The organism is Paradesulfitobacterium ferrireducens (assembly GCF_017310645.1).
Taxonomy (GTDB): Bacteria; Bacillota; Desulfitobacteriia; order Desulfitobacteriales; family Desulfitobacteriaceae; genus Paradesulfitobacterium; species Paradesulfitobacterium ferrireducens.
Map to the genome: position 1 here is coordinate 21,634 of NZ_JAFLRH010000037.1, position 18,597 is coordinate 40,230.

An 18,597-nucleotide genomic window follows, 5' to 3' on the forward strand; every position below is an offset into this window, starting at 1 on the left:
TTAAATCATGAATTCGATTATAATGAAGCCTTTTTCAAAACCTTATTTTTTGCTGTCCATCCTCACTTTAGAAAACACAAAGTCATTATCATTAGTCCTTTTTACAAGTGCCATTAATAGCTTATGCTCAAGAAGCTCTTTAACTGTTTCTTCATTAAGTTGAAGCTCTCTCTTGCTATTTTTGGTCTTGGTATCTTTCAAATATCTTGACCGGGAATTAACAGCCTCAAGTGACACTCTAATCTTTATTTATCCTTTTCTTATTTAGGTAAGAGTGTTTGGTAATATATATTTTTAACGCTATAGATGCCAAATACGAAAGTCTTAAAAAAACCAGGAAAATAATTAGATAAGTAATTGGTAAAGCAAGAATAAAAAGTGTGTTCATTCAATCACATCCTTATTGAGGAAAGGTTGGAAGATATACAAGAAGTCTAAATTAGTTTAATTAGTTTTAAACCCCTGAATAAGTAGCCCATGAAGTTCCGCCATTGATAAAGAAGTCTACTTTACAGGTAAATTGAGCTGCCCCTTGGTAAACAATATATTGCCAAGTAAGTCTTGCATTTGCATAATAATAGAAGGATTGATACTGTGTTGGTATGGTTAATTCTTCCCCTGTACAAGTACCCAAAATAGACCATTCATCAGCGTCAGAAACACTAATAATATAGCCATAACCACCTGGATTTAGGGCGTAAGCACATTCAAACCCTCCACCAGACAAAGTACCATCCATTTGTATCCAGGTATTACGGTAAATATATGGCTCGGAGCTAACAGTATAATTACTCGAGTACATTAATAATTTATTTGCTTCATCTACCCCGATTGCATCAATTAATTCTTGTTTGTTCTCAAGTGTAATTGGTATCTCTTTATTTACAGTCATGGTATTCTTAATGTATGAACCATCTGGGAAAACATACTTTTTAATAGGGTTGTTTGGATCTAATTGGAAAAAATATTCTGGAACTGAAGCGAGTTTAACCGGATCCATAGAATCTAGAGGAATACCTTTTTGCAACTTGTTAATAAGTGATGTTTGCTGAAGCTCAGATACTCCCTCATGAGTTAATTTTATTTTTAATTCAGCAATTTGCTTATCTGTATAAGTAGGGTGAGATTTAGACTCAGCAAAAGCTGGTGTTGTGGTTACCAATAAAATCAATAACATTGCAATAATTATTGTTAGAGTTGAATTAGTTTTTTTTATAACTTGCCTCCTAAAATAATCTATCCCAACCTTTCCAATAAATATATTATCACATAATATATTAACTAATTTATCTTATAATGTCACGAAGATTGTTATATTGTCGATATTGAAAGCCAAAAGCTTCTCCGAAGAGAAGCTTCAAGTATCATATGGTGGGTTTGAGAGGACTCGAACCTCCGACCCCCGCGATGTCAACGCGGTACTCTAACCAGCTGAGCTACAAACCCATATTGGTGCCGAAGACCGGAATCGAACCGGTACGGGCTTTAGGGCCCGCGGGATTTTAAGTCCCGTGCGTCTGCCAGTTCCGCCACTTCGGCATAATTGTTTGGAGGCGGCACCCAGATTCGAACTGGGGGATAAAGGTTTTGCAGACCTCTGCCTTACCACTTGGCTATGCCGCCAGCTAAATAAGACAATGCGTTTTCTTCATTCCAAGGCCAGCAGAAGTCATTTTTCCACTTACGCGCCTAGAAATACTCCTAAATAAAAAGAAGATAAGAAAACTGGAGCGGGTGACGAGATTCGAACTCGCGACTTTCACCTTGGCAAGGTGACACTCTACCACTGAGTTACACCCGCATGGTGCCTCAGGACGGAATCGAACCGCCGACACGAGGATTTTCAGTCCTCTGCTCTACCAACTGAGCTACCGAGGCAGGTATGGCGACCCCGATCGGACTTGAACCGACGATCTCCTGCGTGACAGGCAGGCATGTTAACCACTACACCACGGGGCCATGGTGGGCGATGACAGGATCGAACTGCCGACATCCTGCTTGTAAGGCAGGCGCTCTCCCAGCTGAGCTAATCGCCCAAGTGACGAATTTTAGTATACACAAAAATACTTTGCCTGTCAAAGGCTTTTTACGGGATAATTAATCCAAATTTTAGTGATTTTTGCGTTTTTTAATTATTTGTTTGCAACAAAACCTAAAATAACTTCACGCACCAATTTTGCCGCTAATAGCGCAGTTCTTTCACTGCTGTCAAGCGCGGGTGACACTTCTACCAAATCGAACCCCACAACCTTAAGCTCGGACAAAGCGTGAACTGCTTTTAATATCTCCCGTGAGCTCGCTCCTCCCGCTTCCTGAGTTCCGGTTCCTGGAGCAAAGGCCGGATCCACCACATCAATATCAAGACTTACATAGACCGGTTTGCCCTTTAATTCGGGAAGCACGCGCTGAAGCGGTTCCAGCACATCCTCGATGACGAGATGGGTATGCTCCTTGGCATAGAGGAACTCTTCCCTGGTGCCTGAGCGAATGCCGAATTGATATACATGTTTAGGCTTTAACATCTCCGCCACTTTACGCATCACGGTGGCATGGGAATTGATTTCCCCGAGATAATCTTCACGCAAATCGGCATGGGCATCGAAATGAACTACACACAATTCAGGGTATTTCTCAGCGAAAGGCTTAATCAACGGATAACTCACCAGGTGTTCCCCGCCAAGGAAAATAGGGAACTTACCATCGTCAAGGATCAGACGCGCTGCGCTTTCAATGATGTCCAAGGACTTTGGGACATTCCCGAAAGGAAGAGCCAAATCGCCCAGATCACAATAAGAATAATCGGCCAAATCTTTATCCTGATAGACACTGTATTCTTCGATTCCAATCGAGACATTGCGAATGCTTAAAGGACCAAGGCGGGTCCCGGGGCGAAAGCTCACCGTAAAATCCATCGGAATTCCCAAAATCACCGCATCCGCTTCCTCGTAAGAAGCTACTGCGCCCATGAATAACCCCGGCTTGTCGATAAGTTTCATCAGATCTTTTTGTGCCATCGGTTCTCTCCCATTAGAATATCAGGAGGAAGGCACGGCCTTCCTCCTCTAATTTACGCTCAGGCTAGTTGGTAGATACTCTCTTCTCCCGTATAACGTCTTCATAGCTGATCGAGCGCGTATGCTTGGTATGGGACCATTCTTTGTCCTTCCGGTTCAAGAATCCTAAGAAGACAATCGGAATCCAGCTATAGATAAAGATCGGATATAAGATTAAACCGAGGTAGGACCGCCAAGGCAATCTGTCTAAGGCCAACGCGGCAACAGGGTAAACATATTGAATTGCGGATAGAATCTGCCAGCCGGTCCAGGGCATGACCATCGAGAAAATCTGAGCGTATTCCGGAAGAAAAGCAGAAACAAGATTCGTCAGCATAAAGAAAGTTGCAATCATGACCAGAGCCGGTTGGAACAGGTGAACGGCAGCATCGATATACATAATTTTTCGTTCGCGTATTCCTTTAATAACCAGAGGAATAAGATAACGCCCGGCTACATCCACCTGGCCTTGGGCCCAGCGTTTGCGCTGGCGCCAGGATTGGGCGAACGTCAGCGGCTTCTCATCATACACAACCGCATCATGGGCCCAGGTTGTTTTGATCCCGTGGGAAAGAGCCTTCATGCTGAATTCCAGGTCTTCCGTAAGGGAGGTAGCCCCCCAGCCCATTTGTTTTAAGACATCCGTTGAAATACACATCCCGGTTCCGCCCAAAACGTTGGACAGCCCTAAGTTATAGCGGGAAAGCTGCAGCAGGCGGTTGGACAGCCAGAATGCGATCGAAAAGGTGTTAGTAACCCAGGTGTCAAAAGGATTTTTGGAATCCAGATAACACTGAACGATTTTATCCCCCTGACATAGTTTGGAGTTCATCTCGATTAAGAAGTTTTCTTTCACCAGGTTGTCCGCATCAAAGATAATGACGGCGTCATATTGGCGCTCCATTTGAAAGAGCCTGTTAAACATCCATTCCAAGGCATAGCCTTTGCCTTTTTTGACATTGTTAAAGCGCTGATGGACATAAGCCCCGGCCCTGCGGGCGATAAGGGCTGTTCTATCCGTACAATTGTCCGCCACCACAAAGACGTCAAACAGTTCCCTGGGATAATCCATCTGAAACAGGTTTTCGACCAAAGGTCCGATGACCTGTTCCTCGTTATGGGCGGCCACAACCACCGCAAATGATTTTTCCGGGATTAAAATCTTATTTTCCCGTTTGCGGTAAAGGCCGAACATAGAAAGCACGAAATAATAAAATGTAAAAAAGATAATCACAACTTGAGTGGGAACCATTATGACATTAAAAAAATCGGTGCCGGTTAATCCCGAAAACGAATCCACGTTCTCAAACCTCCCCTTTAACCGTTAAAATTCTATCATAGCAATTTCCAGAGTGCAAGAAACAATTCCAAAATTAGCCACGAGTTGGCGGAAGAGTTGTCCGCCTTTTTACCCAAGGTTGTCCCCTCTATATGTATGAGTCAAATAGCCCGTTAGAACTATTGGGCTAATATTATCATGATCAAAATGATAAAATAATAATTCTTGCTAAAAGTTAAGGAAAAATTAAGGAAAATTAACGAATCAGAAAGTTGAAACCTAACGTTTAGACGTCAGCTTGACTATGATAAAAACAATCAAAGAAGTACAGAATATGAGAAACACAAAACTGGCTTTTAAGCTAAAGGCAACGGAAGACCAATAAACCTTACCGACTTGTGAACCCGCTACCCAAGGGATAAGGTTGCGGAAGACTGCGGCCAGCCCCTGCCAAATCATGATCATAAAAACAATCCCGGATATTAAAGCTATTATGCCCACGACTCCAACCGGAGTATCCAAAGGCCAGCGGCGTAATAAATCCCTTTTTAACCAATAAAATTCTACCGCCAAATCCTGAAAGATCTTCCTCAACATAAAACCTCACCTCTTGATAGTTTATGTGCGGAAGGTGCCAGACAGAATTTCGCCGCACTGATGTATTAACTTTAACGAATTTGTCTATAACTAGAGCCAAGGGGGTAGATAGTCATGCCAAAAATGAGTGAAGACGGCAAATTCGTGCATTGTGCGTTTTGCAACCAGAAATTCCGTTTTCAGTATGACGCACTCCAGCACGAAAAAGAAAAACATGCAGATCAAATGTAAACCTGCATGCCACTTGCAAACAACGATTCGCTGAACTCATCCAACACTTTATTCCTGCAAAGAAAACTCGGCTTGCGCCACGTTAGTCCCGGTGGGACTAACGCACTTGTTGCTTTAGCGAAGGCGGAAGCCCGTTAGTCCGTGAACGACTAACGCACTTGTTTAGTTGCACTTGTGCCACCCAAAAATTATACTTTCTGATTGGTTGAGAAACTTCGGTACCTTCTTTGTGCTTAAGCCACTTGGCTTAAGCATTTTCTTTCTAGGCGAGCCGATTCTAGGCAGCTACCACCTGTGACACAATGATGGCAATCCCTATGAGTAAGCCGGCAATTACAATCGCCACCGCACTGTTGTTTTTCTCCAACTCCTTATTAAAATCCAAGGGAATCAGTTTATCAAAAAGTAAGTACCCTACCGCCAGGATCAGAATTCCTACTACTCCGAATAAAATGCTTAGGCCCAAATTTCCTAAGATAGCAGCTAACGACATATCTAACACAACTCCCTCCAACTACCATTGATTTCCTATATGATTTATTATTCCATAAGCCGGCTCATTATTCAAGCCTTATGTAGATCAAAACATAGGCCCTGTTCTTTACTCGCAGCGAACAGGGCCTATATCTAAGAAGCAATAAATTACTTTATCCCGTAATCCCCAGTTTGGCCAAGGTTTGCGCAGACGGGCTGCCGTTTTCATCCCAACCGCGCAGCTCATAATACTCCTTGAGCATCCGCTCGAATTCCTCCCGGGGCAGCAGCTTGCCGGCTGTGGCCCCGGTTTTCAGCGTTTCCTTGAAAATCCGTTCCGGGAGATTGTCTTCCTTCTTGCTAAAGCCCTCCCGGACATTGAACTGCCTGGCTAGATTTACGATCCGTTCCCCTGCCCGGCTTAAATCCTCTTCCCTGATTTCTCTTCCCAGCACTGCGGACAGCATTTGGGCCATGGTCTCCAGGGATAGGGCCCAGAAATCACACAGAATCAGGGAAAACTTAACGGCATTGTAATGCTGCAGATCCATAACCAATTGGGCCTTGCCCTCAATCGTAAAGGGATCCCTCTCCCCATACGCTTCCTCTGCCACCGGCCACGCCCGCATATGGCAAGCGCCCCGGTCGGAGGTAGCGTAAGCAAGCCCCATGCCCCAGGAGCCCCGCGGTTCATACCCTGGGAACTCCAAGCCTTTGACATGCATGGCAAACTCACTGCCGCCGTATTTCTGCGCTAATTTTTTGACCCCGAGGGCTAAATCCGCGCCGATTCCGTCCTTGTGAGCGATTAATTTCGGTACATGCAAATACCCTTCGCTATCCCCGAATCTGAGGCCGAAGTCCTTGATCCCTTTTTCAGTCAGCTCCATGGCAAACGCGGTCACATTGCCCGCCGATATCGTATCAATCCCGTAATTATCACATAAGTCATTGAACTTGATGATAGCCTCCAAATCCTCGATGCCGCAGTTGGAGCCGCCGATGGCCAGGGTTTCGTATTCAGGCCCCTCGACCGAGGCCCGGCCTGTCTTGGAGTAGTTGCCGCAGCCCAAGGCACAGCTTAAACAGCCTTTTTTCCCAGCCCGTACGTTCTTTAAGGAATCGGAATTGATGTTTTCAAAAGCTGCGAAAGTTCCCTGCTGAAAATTGAGCGTGGGCAAAATGCCCGTATTCTGGGATAGATCCACCAGCATGGGAGTGCCGTCTGTAAAAGCCCAGAGGTTGGTATCCGTAAGGGTATCCGTGCGCATGAAATCTTTGACCAAGGCCGTGAACTTATGGATATCCGGCACGGTGACGCTGCCGTTCCCGCGCACAGCCACTGCTTTCAGGTTTTTGCTTCCCATGACCGCTCCAACCCCGCCGCGGGCCGCCTGCCTGTATAACTCGGATGTGATGCAGGACATGGTGACCAAGTTTTCTCCCGCCGGCCCGATGGCCAGGACTTTAATCTCTTCACTGAGTTTGGCCCTTAAAGCCAATTCCGCATCCTGAGCCCCCTGACCCCAGAGGTCAGCGGCATCCCGCACCTCAACCAACCCATCTTCAATATAAAGAAAAGACGGTGCCGGCGCTTTTCCTTCTAATATAACCGCATCATACCCTGCGAACTTCAGTTCCCCGGCGAAATGGCCGCCAATGGAGCAGTCCAGAATCGTCCCGGTTGCCGGGGATTTGGTGATAATCCCGAGCTTGCCGGAGACGGGCACAACCGTCCCGGTAAACGGGCCGGTCATCAGGATCAGCTTATTTTCTGGAGACAGCGGATCAACCCCGGGTGCAAGTTCTTCATAGAGATACTTGATACCAAGTCCCTTGCCGCCGAAATAATCACGGGCCCACTTCTCATGAAGCGGCTCAATCGTGTGAGCGCCGGTTGCAAGGTTTACCCGGAGAACCTTCCCTTGATAGCTCATCTTAGCCCACCTCCCCATTGGTTAAGGCATTGTGCGGGCACCACTGGACACATTCGGGTGCACCTTTACACAGGTCACAGACTGCAACCCCGTGATCCCGCGCTTTGATGATCCCTTCGGGGCAGGCCTCAAGACAGAGCCCGCAATCCGTACACTCCTTTTCCCGGAAGGACAGCCTATCATTTTCGTACGAGATGGCCCCGGACGGACAGGCAGCTACACATGCCAGGCAGAGGGTGCAGACTGCACTCTTGATATTGAGCCCGGACCGGTCGTACACCGACACGATCCTTAAGCGCGCCAGTTCCGGATTAAACACCCCTTCTTTAGCCGCGGAACAACCCAGCTGGCACAAACGGCAGCCGATACAGTTTTCACTATCCAATTTTAAGGCCACAAAGACATTCCTCCCTTGCCGAAAATTTTTATGCATTTGGAATCAGCCCCAGCTCCAACGTTTCAATTCATCCCGTATTGGTTTTCCCGGGAGAATACTATCTTGCAGTTTTTCATTTTCCACTACAACTTCACCGTTGACCACGACATAGTCTATGCCTTCCGGTGTTAAGTCGGGTTGCCCAATTCCGGGGTAATTGGCCCTGTCTGAAATTGTGTTAAGGTTGAAAATAACAATATCGGCATCACAACCTGTTTTTAAGCGACCCTTAGTGTATAAACCAAGTCTGTTTGCCGGCAGCAGCGTGCATTTTTTCACGGCTTCCAGCAAAGATAAGGCTCCTTGCTCTCTGACCATTTTTTGAAAGAACCTCGGGTATGTCCCTACGTCTTGGGGATGCCCCGTACCGGGCGTTGGTGATCCTACCGCACCATCGGTAGAAACCATGACATATTCCGGTAATAAGGCTTCATACACTTCTGCTTCCTTGCAGGCAAAAGCCACCACCACATCATCTTTATAGTTAGCCCGTAATTCGTCGTAGATTTCCCTGGTACAACGCTGTCCGGCATATTTTCCGGTTGCTACAAACAGATGGTTGAAATCACAGCCCCACTTTTCAAGGCAACCTTCGTTGTAGACAGCTGATCCGATAAATGTACCAAAGGCATGGTACATTCCGCTGTCTGCGCCTATGTCAAGACCTTTTTCAACTGCATCATTCAGTACCTCAAGGGCTTCCTTCATCATGCCCATACCGACTTGATACACTAAGTGGGATACCTGAACCCGTGCGCCAGTCAATTCTGCAATCCGTACAACCTCCTTGACAGCGCCAATCCCAGCCCAAGAGTCTGTGCGCGTATGGACAGCAACAAGTTTGTCATTCTTAGCCGCAATATGACTGAGAGCTAACACTTCCTCAATAGAAGCCCCCGGGGAATACTCCAGGCCAAAAGACAGGCCAATGGCGCCTTGGGCAAAAGCAGCTTCTAATAGTGCCATCATCTTCTTAACTTGTTCCTTTGAGGCTGCCTTATAAGGATCCGTTGCCCCCACTTCTTGCCTGAGGGTTGTATGCCCTATCATCATAGCCTGATTAAGCGGAAATTTGCGAGACCCTAATTCCGCAAAAAAATGTTCCAAGTTAAAGACACCGAAGCCGCAATTACCGCCGACTGAAGTGGTTATTCCCTGAAGAACCGCACACTGAGCGGAATATAAATAGCCATCGATATGAGCGTGGATATCTATGAATCCGGGGGTAACAATATTCAATCCTGCGTCAATTTCTTTTTTCCCGTGTATGTCATCCCTTGTAATAGCCGCAATTTTTCCATCATTAATCCCAATATGACCTACAGTCATTTGGTTCCTTTCAGGGTCTACCAATGTCCCGTTTTTTATCACCAGATCAAATTCACTCAAGCTAAAACCTTCTTTCCAACTTAATTTATCTTAGGTATCCTGAAGCATAAGTTAGAATTTAGGTAAACAGTGCAGGCTTTATTATCTTTGGGTAAATCCATCATATGTCAAGATTGGTTTGTACAGATCCGGTCTCCGATCTCTAAAAATGCCCCATTCGATTCTTTTCGTTTCAATCAGATCTAAATCAAACTCAGCCACTAATACTGTTTCTTCAGAAGAATCTGCTTCCACTACTTTATCGCCTTGAGGTCCGGCAATAAAGGAGGAACCATAGAAAGTAATGGTCGAGTCGTCAATGGTTTCTGTTCCGACCCGATTAGAAGCCAGTAAAGGTACTAAGTTGGCTGCTGCGTGGCCTTGCTGGGTAATTTGCCAGTGTTCTTTTGAATTGATCGAGGGATCATGCGGTTCTGAACCGATGGCAGTCGGATAGAATAATATTTCAGCTCCCTGAAGCACCATACACCGCGCCGCTTCTGGATACCATTGATCCCAACAGATGCCAACGCCTATTTTCGCATAACGCGTGTTCCATACTTTGAAACCGGTATCCCCCGGATTAAAGTAGAATTTTTCTTCATAGCCGGGTCCATCGGGAATATGGCTCTTGCGATATATACCCAAAATCTTGCCATCTGCATCAATCACAGCAACCGCATTATATCTGGCATTGTTATTCTTTTCATAAAAACTTATAGGCAGTACGACTTGTAACTCTGCGGCTAGCTTTTGAAAACGCTGAATAGCTTCAGAGCTCTCAAGTTCGGAGGCAAACTTGTAATACTCGCTTTTCTCTTGCTGGCAGAAGTAAGGAGTCTGAAACAATTCCTGAATTAGAATAATTTGGGCTCCCTTGAGCGCCGCCTCTCTCACCAGCTTTTCTGCTTTCCGGATATTTTCTTCTACCCCCCAGGAGCAACTCATTTGCGTTGCAGCTACAATTACTTTGCGCACAGACGTTCCTTCCTTCTCTTATCAAAATTCTAAATGAAACTTCGTATTGCACCGTACAATTCGGGTTTTCGTAGTTTTAAATAATCCAAGGCTGGATCTAAAACCTTCTTTTCGCCTGTGTCCAAATCAGATACATAAAGACCGGGGGCGCGCTGGGGCTCTAACAGCCATTGACCGTTCGGATGGGCAACACATGAACCTCCGCAAAAATCAAGATCCTTTTCTAATCCTGTCCTGTTTGCATAGACAACAAAGATTCCGTTTTCCATTGCCCGCGCCATGGCATAAACCTCATGAAAGCGGGCATAAGGAGCCATATTGTTGGTGGGTAAGAGCAGAATCTCTGCGCCCTCAAGCGCGGCGATTCTTGCCCCTTCAGGAAACTCAAGGTCAAAACAAACCTGAACCGATATTTTGCCCCAAGGAGTATTCCATACCGGAAAAATGTCGCCTGGAGTAAATAACTCCGATTCTCTGCCAAACAGATGGACTTTTGCGTACGTGCCTATTACCCCATCTCCGGTGATCAACGAGGCCGCATTATAAAGCTTTTCTGCACGAAAAGAGGGATGTCCGCATAAAATCCCCACTCTTTCCCGCTGTGCAAAGCTTACCAAGCGCTCCAGCCATATCTTTTCATCCTCTGGGGTAGGTTTCTTCTCCCACAATTCAGGAAGGTAACCTGTAATAAACAGTTCAGGATAAACAATCAGATCTAGGGCGAGCCCGTTTTTACCTGCCCTGACAGTATAGTCTTCGATTTTCCTAAATGTAGCTTCAATGTCACCAAGAACCGGTGAATCTTGAACCAAGCCAAACCTTAGTTTCATAAAGATTTCACCTCTATTCCTCCAACTTCATTTCCGGCGGTAACTTTCTAAAGAAATTAGTTCTGACAGCCAAAACAACGATACCAAGAATTACCCAGATAAGCCCCAACTCTTTGGAACTGATATCCAGGTTGTACCAGATGCTAAAGCAAATCAAGGCGCCGAGGACCGGACCGACAAGGTATTTAAATATATCCGTTCCTGAACGCCGTTTATTTTTTATAAAGTAATGCACAATTACCGAAATATTCACCATTACAAACCCCAGCAAAGCCCCGAAATTGACTAACGAGGCTGCTGTAGCCAGGCTAAAAAACACGGCACTCAAGCTAATCACAGCAATCAAGAAAATATTATTTGTCGGAGTCTTGTGTTTCGGATGCAAATAAGAGAAAAACCTTCTGGGTAAAATTCCGTCACGGCCCATTCCGTACAAGATCCGAGAGGCAGATGCCTGGGAGGCCATAGCTGATGCCAGACAGCCCACTACATACGCCCCGGTAAAAAAGTAACCCATAAAAGAACCCGCAACCTTGTTAATGATTTCATAAGCCCCGGTATCTACGTTCTTAATTTCGCTCCAGGCAGTCGGCCATGCCAATTGCGTAAAATAAGTAACCAGAATAAACACGATACCGGCTCCGACACAAGTAATAATAATTGCCCGGCCCACATTTTTTTCAGGATTAATAGCCTCCTCCGATACCGTTGACACTGCATCAAATCCCAGGAAGGAGAGCGCAAGAATGGCTGCGCCGGAGAATATGATTCCCCAACCCATACCTGGTTGATTAAATTCAGTGGCATTGAAGAAAGCACTCCAGTCAAAGAAGGTACCGGCTCCACCACCGACCGCTAAATATCTAAATATGAATATCAGCAATGCAACAATGAATATGATCTGGATCCAGATGATGCCGCTATTAACCCAAGTGGTTAATCTAATGCCAAAATAATTAACCGTAGTTACAATCGCAATAAAAATTAAAATCCAAGCCCAGGTAGGTAAGCCGGGAATAGCCTCTTGAATAAAAAGGGCTGCAACCAAGTAGTTTAGCATGGGTATCAGCATATAGTCGATTAGGATTGTCCAGCCCGACAAAAATCCTAAATGGGGGCTTATGGACCTGTGCACATAAGTATAGACCGAACCGGCTACTGGATAGGCCTTGACCATATGCCCGTAACTTAACGCGGTAAAGGTCATGGCTATGGTTGCTACCAGATAAGTCAGTGAAAGCATGCCATGGGTCATGTTATTTACGAGTCCGTATGTTGTGAATATTGTCAATGGAACAAGATAAGCCAGCCCGTAATAGATAAGAGAACTAAGTGGAAGCACCCTTTTTAAGTCTTGTTTGTATCCTAATTGTTCAAGATGAGCATTCCCGGCATTAATTGACATACTTTTACCATCCCCCTTTAATTATTATAATTTTTTCGCAGGCTTTCTGGGCGGGTATATGCGGGGGATTACGCCCCCGCTTTCAGTGACTTCACGTCCTCCGCTTATTTGCCCTGCTTTACCTTCTCCAAGGCCAAAGCCAGAGTATCGAAGACTTTATCCGCTTCCTCTTGGCTAATGGTGAGCGGCGGCTCAACCCGGATGACCTGCGCATTAACCAAGGTGCCTGAGACCAAGACCCCGTTGTCAAACATGTGCTTTGAGACTTGGAACCCAATATTGTCATCCACAAACTCCATGGCCATGAGCAAACCTTTGCCGCGCACGTCCACAATCTTGTCTACATGTCCCTTAGCCGCTTCCCTTAAACCCTTGAGCATGTATTCACCCATAGATGCGGCCCGCTCAGGGAGCTTCTCTTCTATAAGAACGTTAATATTGGCAATGGCTGCTGCGCACGCCAGTGGATTTCCGCCAAAAGTTGTGGTGTGGAGGAATGGATTTTCAAATAAGACTGAGAAGACTTTTTCCGTGGCTACTGTTGCCCCGGCGGGCATTATCCCGCCTCCAAAAGACTTGGCAAGACACAAAATGTCCGGTGCGATATCATAATGTTCAGAGCAGAACATTTTTCCGGTACGTCCCATTCCGGTCTGGACTTCATCGAAAATCAGCAGCGCCCCGTACTCGTCGCACAGCTGGCGCACGCCGGGCAAATAATTGTCATCCGGAATATTGACTCCGCCTTCCCCTTGGATGGGTTCCAGCAGAACTGCCCCCACGTCCTCACCAACCATTTTACAGGCCTGCATGGTTTTGCGCAGCATATCAAGGTCATTGAACGCTACGTGGCGAACCCCCGGCAGCATCGGCATAAAGGGCCGCCGGAAGACTCCCTTGGCTGTCCCGGCCAGAGAGCCGTAGCTCTTGCCGTGAAAGGCCTTGGTTGCAGCGATGATCGTGGGCTTTTTCGGATTATAAGCCCGCGCAAGCTTCAGCGCAGCCTCAACAGATTCCGTTCCGCTATTGACTAAAAAGGAATACTTTAAATCCCCTGGAGTGAGTTCTGCCAGAATCCGCATTAACATAGCCCGCAGCGGGTCGAGCAAGTCCTGGCTGTGCAAAGCCTGACGGTTAAGCTGGTCTGTTACAGCCTTCATGACCTTGGGGTGACGGTGCCCAACGTTGTAAATGCCGAACCCGCCAAGGCAGTCAATATATTCCTTTCCATTTATGTCGCGAAAACTGTTCGGCCCGGCGTCAGACCACTCAACCGCCGCATCCAAGGCGCCCAGGGTAACCGACTTGCGGTATTCCAAGAAACCCGGATTAACATACTCCCGAAAACCCGTTAAAGTTTCTTGTTTGACCCATTCAACCTCCTCCTGGTTGATCCCCGGTTTTTCAATAAGGTCCAAGACTTTTTGCGTATACCGGTAGATCTCATCGTAACTCTTCACTGTAACCCTCCTTCGGATTTAGCATTTATTCGCTGTATAATACACATTAAAGCAATTTCTATGCCAATATCGGAAAGCTTGGAATTATTGAAACTGTCGGAACATTGTGCTATATTGAATTCATTAAGTTATACATCTGTGTATTGCCTATTCATGCATGCATAAAAGGAGCGGGGGACATGGATTTAAGGACATTTTTGCGCGATCCGATATTCATTGGAGATCACGCGGCCTTGGCGGCAATCGCGGAGCAAACTAAGACTGAGGAACACCCCTTCGTGTTCGTGCACCATGAGGACAAAATCTATGCGCTCAAAAGCTTTGACTTGCTGTTAAGTCCCGATCCGGACTTAGGAACAATTATGGCCAAAGTTGTTACTGATGTTCCTTTAACTCCTGTGCCATTCAATGACCTGACCTCGCGCGCGCTCGATGTGCTGGCTGAACTGGTTACGCTCGTACAGTATGAGGGCCAGCTAAAATACATCGTGCGGGAAGATTTCCTCCTGACTATGGTATCCACGGGTACGAGCAGCGAGTTGGCCTGGCTGCGCAGCTTGTTTGCTTCCATTCCGCGTGGCCTCATGATCGTTGATCTGAGTTATGCGGTGGTGAATAGCAACGCGGAAGCTTTGCGGATGCTGCGCATTAACCATTCTGATCTACCCCGGCTGCGCATGCACGAAGTTCTGGGTTTAAATAACTTTCAGTACGTCTACCGCACGCAGAACTCGCTCCTGAATCAGGTGATAACAACTCCTCTAAGTCCGGCGGCAGTCCTGGTCGATTTCGTGCCCTTAGTCATGTACCAGGTCGTCACCGGCTTTGCCCTGGTGCTTCAGGATTTGCCTTCCCTCGAAGCCATGGCCATGGAACTTGACTCCGTCAAACAGCTGAACCAGGATCTGGAGGCCATCTTCTCCACCATTTACGATGAAATTATTGTCGTTGATGCCAGGGGCAAGCTCCTGCGCGCCAGCGACCATTATATCGCATCCCAATGGAAACGTCCCCCACAGTCCTTGATCGGCCAGCAGATTTTACGCTTAAAAAAGGTGAATGATTTAATTCCTAAAGTGATTCGCGAGGTTCAAAAGAAAGAGCAAAAAGTCTCCCGCATGCAAAATGAAGGAGACTCTCCCCTGCTTGTTGTCGGCAACCCGATTTTTGACGCTGCCGGGGGCTTGGAACGCATCGTCGTCGCCTCGCGCGATCTTACGGAAATGGCCCGCCTCAAACGGGAACTGGAACAAACCCGGCAAGAAAGTGAAAGCTACCGCCAGGAGCTGGAGCAGCTGCGGGAGCGGGTCACGCAAGCCCAGGGCACCCTGCCGTTATATGCCAGCCCCCTCATGCATGAAGTCATGCGCGAGGTAGAAAGGGTGGCCCAGTTTTCAGCCACTGTACTCCTGCACGGAGAGTCCGGCGTTGGCAAAGAAATCATCGCCAATACCATTCACTCCTTGAGCGACCGCTCTGAGCAGCCGTTTATCAAAATTAACTGCGCTGCCATTCCGGAATCCCTTATGGAAAGCGAACTCTTCGGTTATGAACGCGGCGCCTTTTCCGGAGCGAACCAGCAGGGAAAAACCGGCCTGATTGTCAAGGCCCACCGGAGCTGCCTCTTCCTCGATGAAATCTCGGAACTTCCTTTACTCATTCAGGGAAAACTCCTGCGTGCCATCCAGGAACGCGAAGTCTACCCTGTCGGCGCCACCGCCCCGGTTAAATTTGACATTCAGATCATTGCCGCCACCAATAAGAATCTGGCGGAACTGGTAGCCCAAGGGAAGTTCCGGGAAGACCTGTACTACCGCATTAATGTCTTTCCGATTGAAGTCCCGCCCTTACGGGAGCGCAAGGAAGATATCGCGCTCCTGGCCAACTCTTTCCTGACCCAGTTCAATCAAACCTACCAGCGCAATCTGCGCTTATCCAACTCGGCCCTTGACCTGCTCGAAGCTTATCCTTTTCCCGGAAATGTACGCGAACTGCAGAACCTGATCCAGCGTGTCGCCATTAAAAACGACGGGGAAGTCATCGATGCCGGTGCCATTGAAAAAATCCTGATGCGCTCAGACACTGCCACCGTCTCCGGTAAAACCGGAAGCAGATTCACCCAGGTTATTCCGCTGCAGCAGGCTTTTGCGCAAATCGAGGAAGAACTGGTCACACTCGCCATGAAACAATACCAGTCCACCACCAAAGCAGCCAAGGCGTTGGGCGTAAGCCAAGCCACCGTCAGCCGCAAGTACCGCCAGATCTTGGCCCAACAGAAGTAAGGGTAGCAGAAGCCCTGTGATAAGTTTTAAGTTACGAGGAGTCAGGAGTCAGAATAGGAAACCGGCTTATCAACTTTAAGAGCTTGCATGCTTAAGTTTTTCAAAACGTGACACATATTTAGCGATTGACAACAAAGTCCATACTGTATATATTGTATATATACAGTATGGACTTTGTTGTCAAAGGAGGATTGGCATGCGCACATGAACATGATCATATCCAATGCTTCGCAAGAACCTATTTACCAGCAGATCATAACCCAGTTGAAGAACGCGATGGTTCGAGGAGAGCTGGCGGCGGGAGACGCCCTGCCCTCGATCAGAACTCTCGCCAAAGATTTGCAGATCAGCGTAATCACGACCAAAAGGGCTTATGAAGAGCTGGAGCGCGATGGGTATATCCATACAGTACCCGGCAAAGGTTCATTTGTCGCCGCCCAAAATCAGGAGCTGCTGCGGGAAACCCGCCTGCGCCTGGTCAAGGAGAAACTGGCCGAGGCTGTGGAGGCTGCCCGCAGAATCGGACTCAGCCCTCATGAACTCCGCCATATGCTGGACCTAATGTACGAAGAATAATTATTATTGTTTCATTTTTGAAGGGAGGCTTCAAGAACAAAATGTTTGAAAGCCGAAATGTCCTCGAAATCAATGGCTTATCCAAAAACTTTAATACTTTTTCCCTTAAACACCTAAGCTTCAATGTTCCCAAAGGCTATATCATGGGCTTCATCGGACCCAACGGGGCAGGCAAAAGCACCACCATCAAGCTCATCCTCAATCTGCTGAAAAAAGATGAAGGAAACATCAAGATTTTCGGCCTCGATCACCTGCAAGCGGAAAAACAAATCAAGGACCGGATTGGGTTTGTCTTTGACGAGAATTATTTTTATGAAGAACTGACCATTGCCTCGATGGAGAAAATCATCGCTCCTTTTTACAGTCGCTGGAATCAAGCCGCTTTTGACCAATACCTTAAAACGTTTGGCATGTTCTCCAAAATTAAAATTAAAGAACTGTCCAAAGGCATGAAAATGAAATTTTCCCTGGCCGTCGCCCTCTCCCATCAGGCCGATCTTCTGATCATGGATGAACCCACAGGGGGGCTCGACCCCATCGTGCGTGCCGAGTTGCTTGAGATTCTGGCCGATCTGATTCAGGATGAGGAAAAATCCGTCTTATTCTCGACCCATATCACAACCGATTTGGACAAAATCGCAGACTATATTACCTTTATCAATGAAGGGAAGCTTGTCTTCAGTGCTGCCAAGGATGACATTCTGGAACAGTACGGAGTTGTGAAAGGGGATAAAAACCTTTTGGACCGGGAAGCCGAAAAATTGTTTGTGGGCTTGAAAACCAACCAATTCGGTTTTGAAGGACTAGTCGCGGATAAGTCTCTGGCCCGCAGAACGTTCCAAGAACGGGCCCTGGTCGAGAAGCCGACCTTAGAAGACATTATGCTCTATACAGTGAGGGGGGAAAATCATGGCTACGCTCATTCTTAAGGACCTCATGAATGTGAAGAAAGTTCTGGCTTTCGTCCTGATTTACGGTTTTATCATGATTTTCGGTTTTCAGAATGTCCCGGATGCCGCTCTAACCGCTTCCACCGTCGCCATCTCCTACCTGCTCATGCTTCAGGCCTGCCTGCGCGATGACAAGAACAAATCGGAAATTATTTTGAACAGCCTTCCTTTAACCAGAAAAACCATTGTAGGCGCAAAATATCTGACTATCTTTTTATATACCGCCTTGGGGCTTGTGTCTTATCTCTTTGCTTATGTTATAGTAGAGATAGCCGGAATCCCGTTTCACGTTTACCCGCTTACTCTAAGCAATGTGGTCGGAGTCGTGATTGCCGCAATTCTCATGAGCGCCTTGTTTTATCCGGTGTATTTTAAGTTTGGGTATCCCAAATCCAACATCTACGGCATGATTATCTTCCTCGCCTTTTTCTTCAGCCGGGGAATAGTCCTCAGCATCGCCAAGCGCCTTGGCAATTATTCTCTGCCGCATAGCATTGAGCGCATCATTCAATGGCTTTCCGGGCAAACGGAATACAGCCTCGCTCTGATCATGCTGATCGGGGGCCTGGCGCTTTTGGGACTGTCATACCTGTTATCCCTGCGCTTTTATTCCACAAGGGAGTTTTAGGCGAAGGAGTCAAAAGTCAGAATTCAGAATGAAAGTTCATAAAAATATATTTCAGTGGAAGAACATCTCGGTAAAAATTATTTAATTTTTAACCAACTATTGGATGTGTTGAA

General features: G+C 46.8%; 16 protein-coding genes and 7 tRNA genes. 4 read left to right on the forward strand and 19 right to left on the reverse strand.

What is annotated here, in order from left to right; genetic code table 11:
- Positions 1 to 454: 454 nt before the first annotated feature.
- The 19 genes from J0X21_RS12145 to J0X21_RS12235 form a co-directional block, all read right to left on the reverse strand.
- Complete coding sequence (locus J0X21_RS12145) at positions 455 to 1,177, reverse strand: hypothetical protein (protein ID WP_206812482.1); 723 nt, start codon at positions 1,175 to 1,177, stop codon at positions 455 to 457.
- Positions 1,178 to 1,369: 192 nt separating this feature from the next.
- Positions 1,370 to 1,446, reverse strand: a tRNA-Val gene (locus J0X21_RS12150).
- Positions 1,447 to 1,450: 4 nt separating this feature from the next.
- Positions 1,451 to 1,539 (reverse strand) — tRNA-Leu (locus tag J0X21_RS12155).
- Between the two features lie 9 nt (positions 1,540 to 1,548).
- Positions 1,549 to 1,623 (reverse strand) — tRNA-Cys (locus J0X21_RS12160).
- Between the two features lie 103 nt (positions 1,624 to 1,726).
- Positions 1,727 to 1,801 (reverse strand) — tRNA-Gly (locus tag J0X21_RS12165).
- A gap of 1 nt (position 1,802) precedes the next feature.
- A tRNA-Phe gene (locus tag J0X21_RS12170) sits at positions 1,803 to 1,878 on the reverse strand.
- A gap of 5 nt (positions 1,879 to 1,883) precedes the next feature.
- A tRNA-Asp gene (locus tag J0X21_RS12175) sits at positions 1,884 to 1,959 on the reverse strand.
- Between the two features lies 1 nt (position 1,960).
- Positions 1,961 to 2,036: transfer RNA gene (locus tag J0X21_RS12180), tRNA-Val, on the reverse strand.
- Positions 2,037 to 2,132: 96 nt separating this feature from the next.
- Entirely contained in the window at positions 2,133 to 3,014 is an 882-nt protein-coding gene (speB, locus tag J0X21_RS12185; protein ID WP_206812483.1) for an agmatinase, read from the reverse strand.
- Positions 3,015 to 3,078: 64 nt separating this feature from the next.
- Complete coding sequence (locus tag J0X21_RS12190) at positions 3,079 to 4,353, reverse strand: glycosyltransferase family 2 protein (protein ID WP_206812484.1); 1,275 nt, start codon at positions 4,351 to 4,353, stop codon at positions 3,079 to 3,081.
- Positions 4,354 to 4,611: 258 nt separating this feature from the next.
- Positions 4,612 to 4,929: a hypothetical protein gene (locus J0X21_RS12195; RefSeq protein WP_206812485.1), complete on the reverse strand. Its 318-nt coding sequence runs from the start codon at positions 4,927 to 4,929 to the stop codon at positions 4,612 to 4,614.
- Between the two features lie 508 nt (positions 4,930 to 5,437).
- Positions 5,438 to 5,653: a DUF350 domain-containing protein gene (locus J0X21_RS12200; RefSeq protein ID WP_206812486.1), complete on the reverse strand. Its 216-nt coding sequence runs from the start codon at positions 5,651 to 5,653 to the stop codon at positions 5,438 to 5,440.
- Positions 5,654 to 5,807: 154 nt separating this feature from the next.
- Positions 5,808 to 7,571: an aldehyde ferredoxin oxidoreductase family protein gene (locus tag J0X21_RS12205; protein ID WP_206812487.1), complete on the reverse strand. Its 1,764-nt coding sequence runs from the start codon at positions 7,569 to 7,571 to the stop codon at positions 5,808 to 5,810.
- Position 7,572: 1 nt separating this feature from the next.
- The gene (locus J0X21_RS12210) at positions 7,573 to 7,968 is read right to left on the reverse strand and encodes a 4Fe-4S dicluster domain-containing protein (RefSeq protein WP_206812488.1); all 396 of its coding nucleotides are present in this window, start codon (positions 7,966 to 7,968) and stop codon (positions 7,573 to 7,575) included.
- Between the two features lie 42 nt (positions 7,969 to 8,010).
- Positions 8,011 to 9,396 carry an amidohydrolase family protein gene (locus J0X21_RS12215; protein ID WP_206812489.1) on the reverse strand — a complete coding sequence of 462 codons (1,386 nt, stop codon included), beginning with the start codon at positions 9,394 to 9,396 and terminating at the stop codon, positions 8,011 to 8,013.
- 81 nt (positions 9,397 to 9,477) lie between these two features.
- Positions 9,478 to 10,353: an N-carbamoylputrescine amidase gene (gene aguB, locus J0X21_RS12220; RefSeq protein ID WP_206812490.1), complete on the reverse strand. Its 876-nt coding sequence runs from the start codon at positions 10,351 to 10,353 to the stop codon at positions 9,478 to 9,480.
- A 29-nt stretch (positions 10,354 to 10,382) separates the two neighbouring features.
- Positions 10,383 to 11,183 (reverse strand): carbon-nitrogen hydrolase family protein, encoded by an 801-nt coding sequence (locus J0X21_RS12225; protein ID WP_206812491.1) that lies wholly within the window; start codon positions 11,181 to 11,183, stop codon positions 10,383 to 10,385.
- Positions 11,184 to 11,196: 13 nt separating this feature from the next.
- Positions 11,197 to 12,588: an APC family permease gene (locus J0X21_RS12230; RefSeq protein ID WP_206812492.1), complete on the reverse strand. Its 1,392-nt coding sequence runs from the start codon at positions 12,586 to 12,588 to the stop codon at positions 11,197 to 11,199.
- 104 nt (positions 12,589 to 12,692) lie between these two features.
- The gene (locus tag J0X21_RS12235; protein ID WP_206812493.1) at positions 12,693 to 14,048 is read right to left on the reverse strand and encodes a putrescine aminotransferase; all 1,356 of its coding nucleotides are present in this window, start codon (positions 14,046 to 14,048) and stop codon (positions 12,693 to 12,695) included.
- Between the two features lie 179 nt (positions 14,049 to 14,227).
- Here J0X21_RS12235 and J0X21_RS12240 point away from each other — a divergent pair, with 179 nt between their 5' ends.
- From J0X21_RS12240 to J0X21_RS12255, 4 genes are all read left to right on the forward strand, one after another.
- Entirely contained in the window at positions 14,228 to 16,330 is a 2,103-nt protein-coding gene (locus tag J0X21_RS12240; RefSeq protein WP_206812494.1) for a sigma-54 interaction domain-containing protein, read from the forward strand.
- 204 nt (positions 16,331 to 16,534) lie between these two features.
- The gene (locus J0X21_RS12245; RefSeq protein ID WP_206812495.1) at positions 16,535 to 16,906 is read left to right on the forward strand and encodes a GntR family transcriptional regulator; all 372 of its coding nucleotides are present in this window, start codon (positions 16,535 to 16,537) and stop codon (positions 16,904 to 16,906) included.
- A 41-nt stretch (positions 16,907 to 16,947) separates the two neighbouring features.
- Positions 16,948 to 17,835 (forward strand): ABC transporter ATP-binding protein, encoded by an 888-nt coding sequence (locus J0X21_RS12250; protein WP_206812496.1) that lies wholly within the window; start codon positions 16,948 to 16,950, stop codon positions 17,833 to 17,835.
- Positions 17,816 to 18,484, forward strand: coding sequence for an ABC-2 transporter permease (locus tag J0X21_RS12255; RefSeq protein ID WP_206812497.1), 669 nt, complete (start codon positions 17,816 to 17,818; stop codon positions 18,482 to 18,484). Before J0X21_RS12250 ends, J0X21_RS12255 begins: the two co-directional genes overlap by 20 nt.
- The last annotated feature ends 113 nt before the right edge of the window (positions 18,485 to 18,597 follow it).

What these genes read in the sequence shown, in the direction of transcription:
- J0X21_RS12145 (WP_206812482.1), bottom strand. Translation starts at nt 1,177, where the DNA reads ATGTTATTGATTTTATTGGTAACCACAACACCAGCTTTTGCTGAGTCT.
- J0X21_RS12230 (WP_206812492.1), bottom strand. Translation starts at nt 12,588, where the DNA reads ATGTCAATTAATGCCGGGAATGCTCATCTTGAACAATTAGGATACAAA.
- J0X21_RS12195 (WP_206812485.1), bottom strand. Translation starts at nt 4,929, where the DNA reads ATGTTGAGGAAGATCTTTCAGGATTTGGCGGTAGAATTTTATTGGTTA.
- J0X21_RS12250 (WP_206812496.1), top strand. Translation starts at nt 16,948, where the DNA reads ATGTTTGAAAGCCGAAATGTCCTCGAAATCAATGGCTTATCCAAAAAC.
- J0X21_RS12255 (WP_206812497.1), top strand. Translation starts at nt 17,816, where the DNA reads ATGGCTACGCTCATTCTTAAGGACCTCATGAATGTGAAGAAAGTTCTG.
- J0X21_RS12240 (WP_206812494.1), top strand. Translation starts at nt 14,228, where the DNA reads ATGGATTTAAGGACATTTTTGCGCGATCCGATATTCATTGGAGATCAC.
- J0X21_RS12245 (WP_206812495.1), top strand. Translation starts at nt 16,535, where the DNA reads ATGAACATGATCATATCCAATGCTTCGCAAGAACCTATTTACCAGCAG.
- J0X21_RS12205 (WP_206812487.1), bottom strand. Translation starts at nt 7,571, where the DNA reads ATGAGCTATCAAGGGAAGGTTCTCCGGGTAAACCTTGCAACCGGCGCT.
- speB (WP_206812483.1), bottom strand. Translation starts at nt 3,014, where the DNA reads ATGGCACAAAAAGATCTGATGAAACTTATCGACAAGCCGGGGTTATTC.
- J0X21_RS12200 (WP_206812486.1), bottom strand. Translation starts at nt 5,653, where the DNA reads ATGTCGTTAGCTGCTATCTTAGGAAATTTGGGCCTAAGCATTTTATTC.
- J0X21_RS12225 (WP_206812491.1), bottom strand. Translation starts at nt 11,183, where the DNA reads ATGAAACTAAGGTTTGGCTTGGTTCAAGATTCACCGGTTCTTGGTGAC.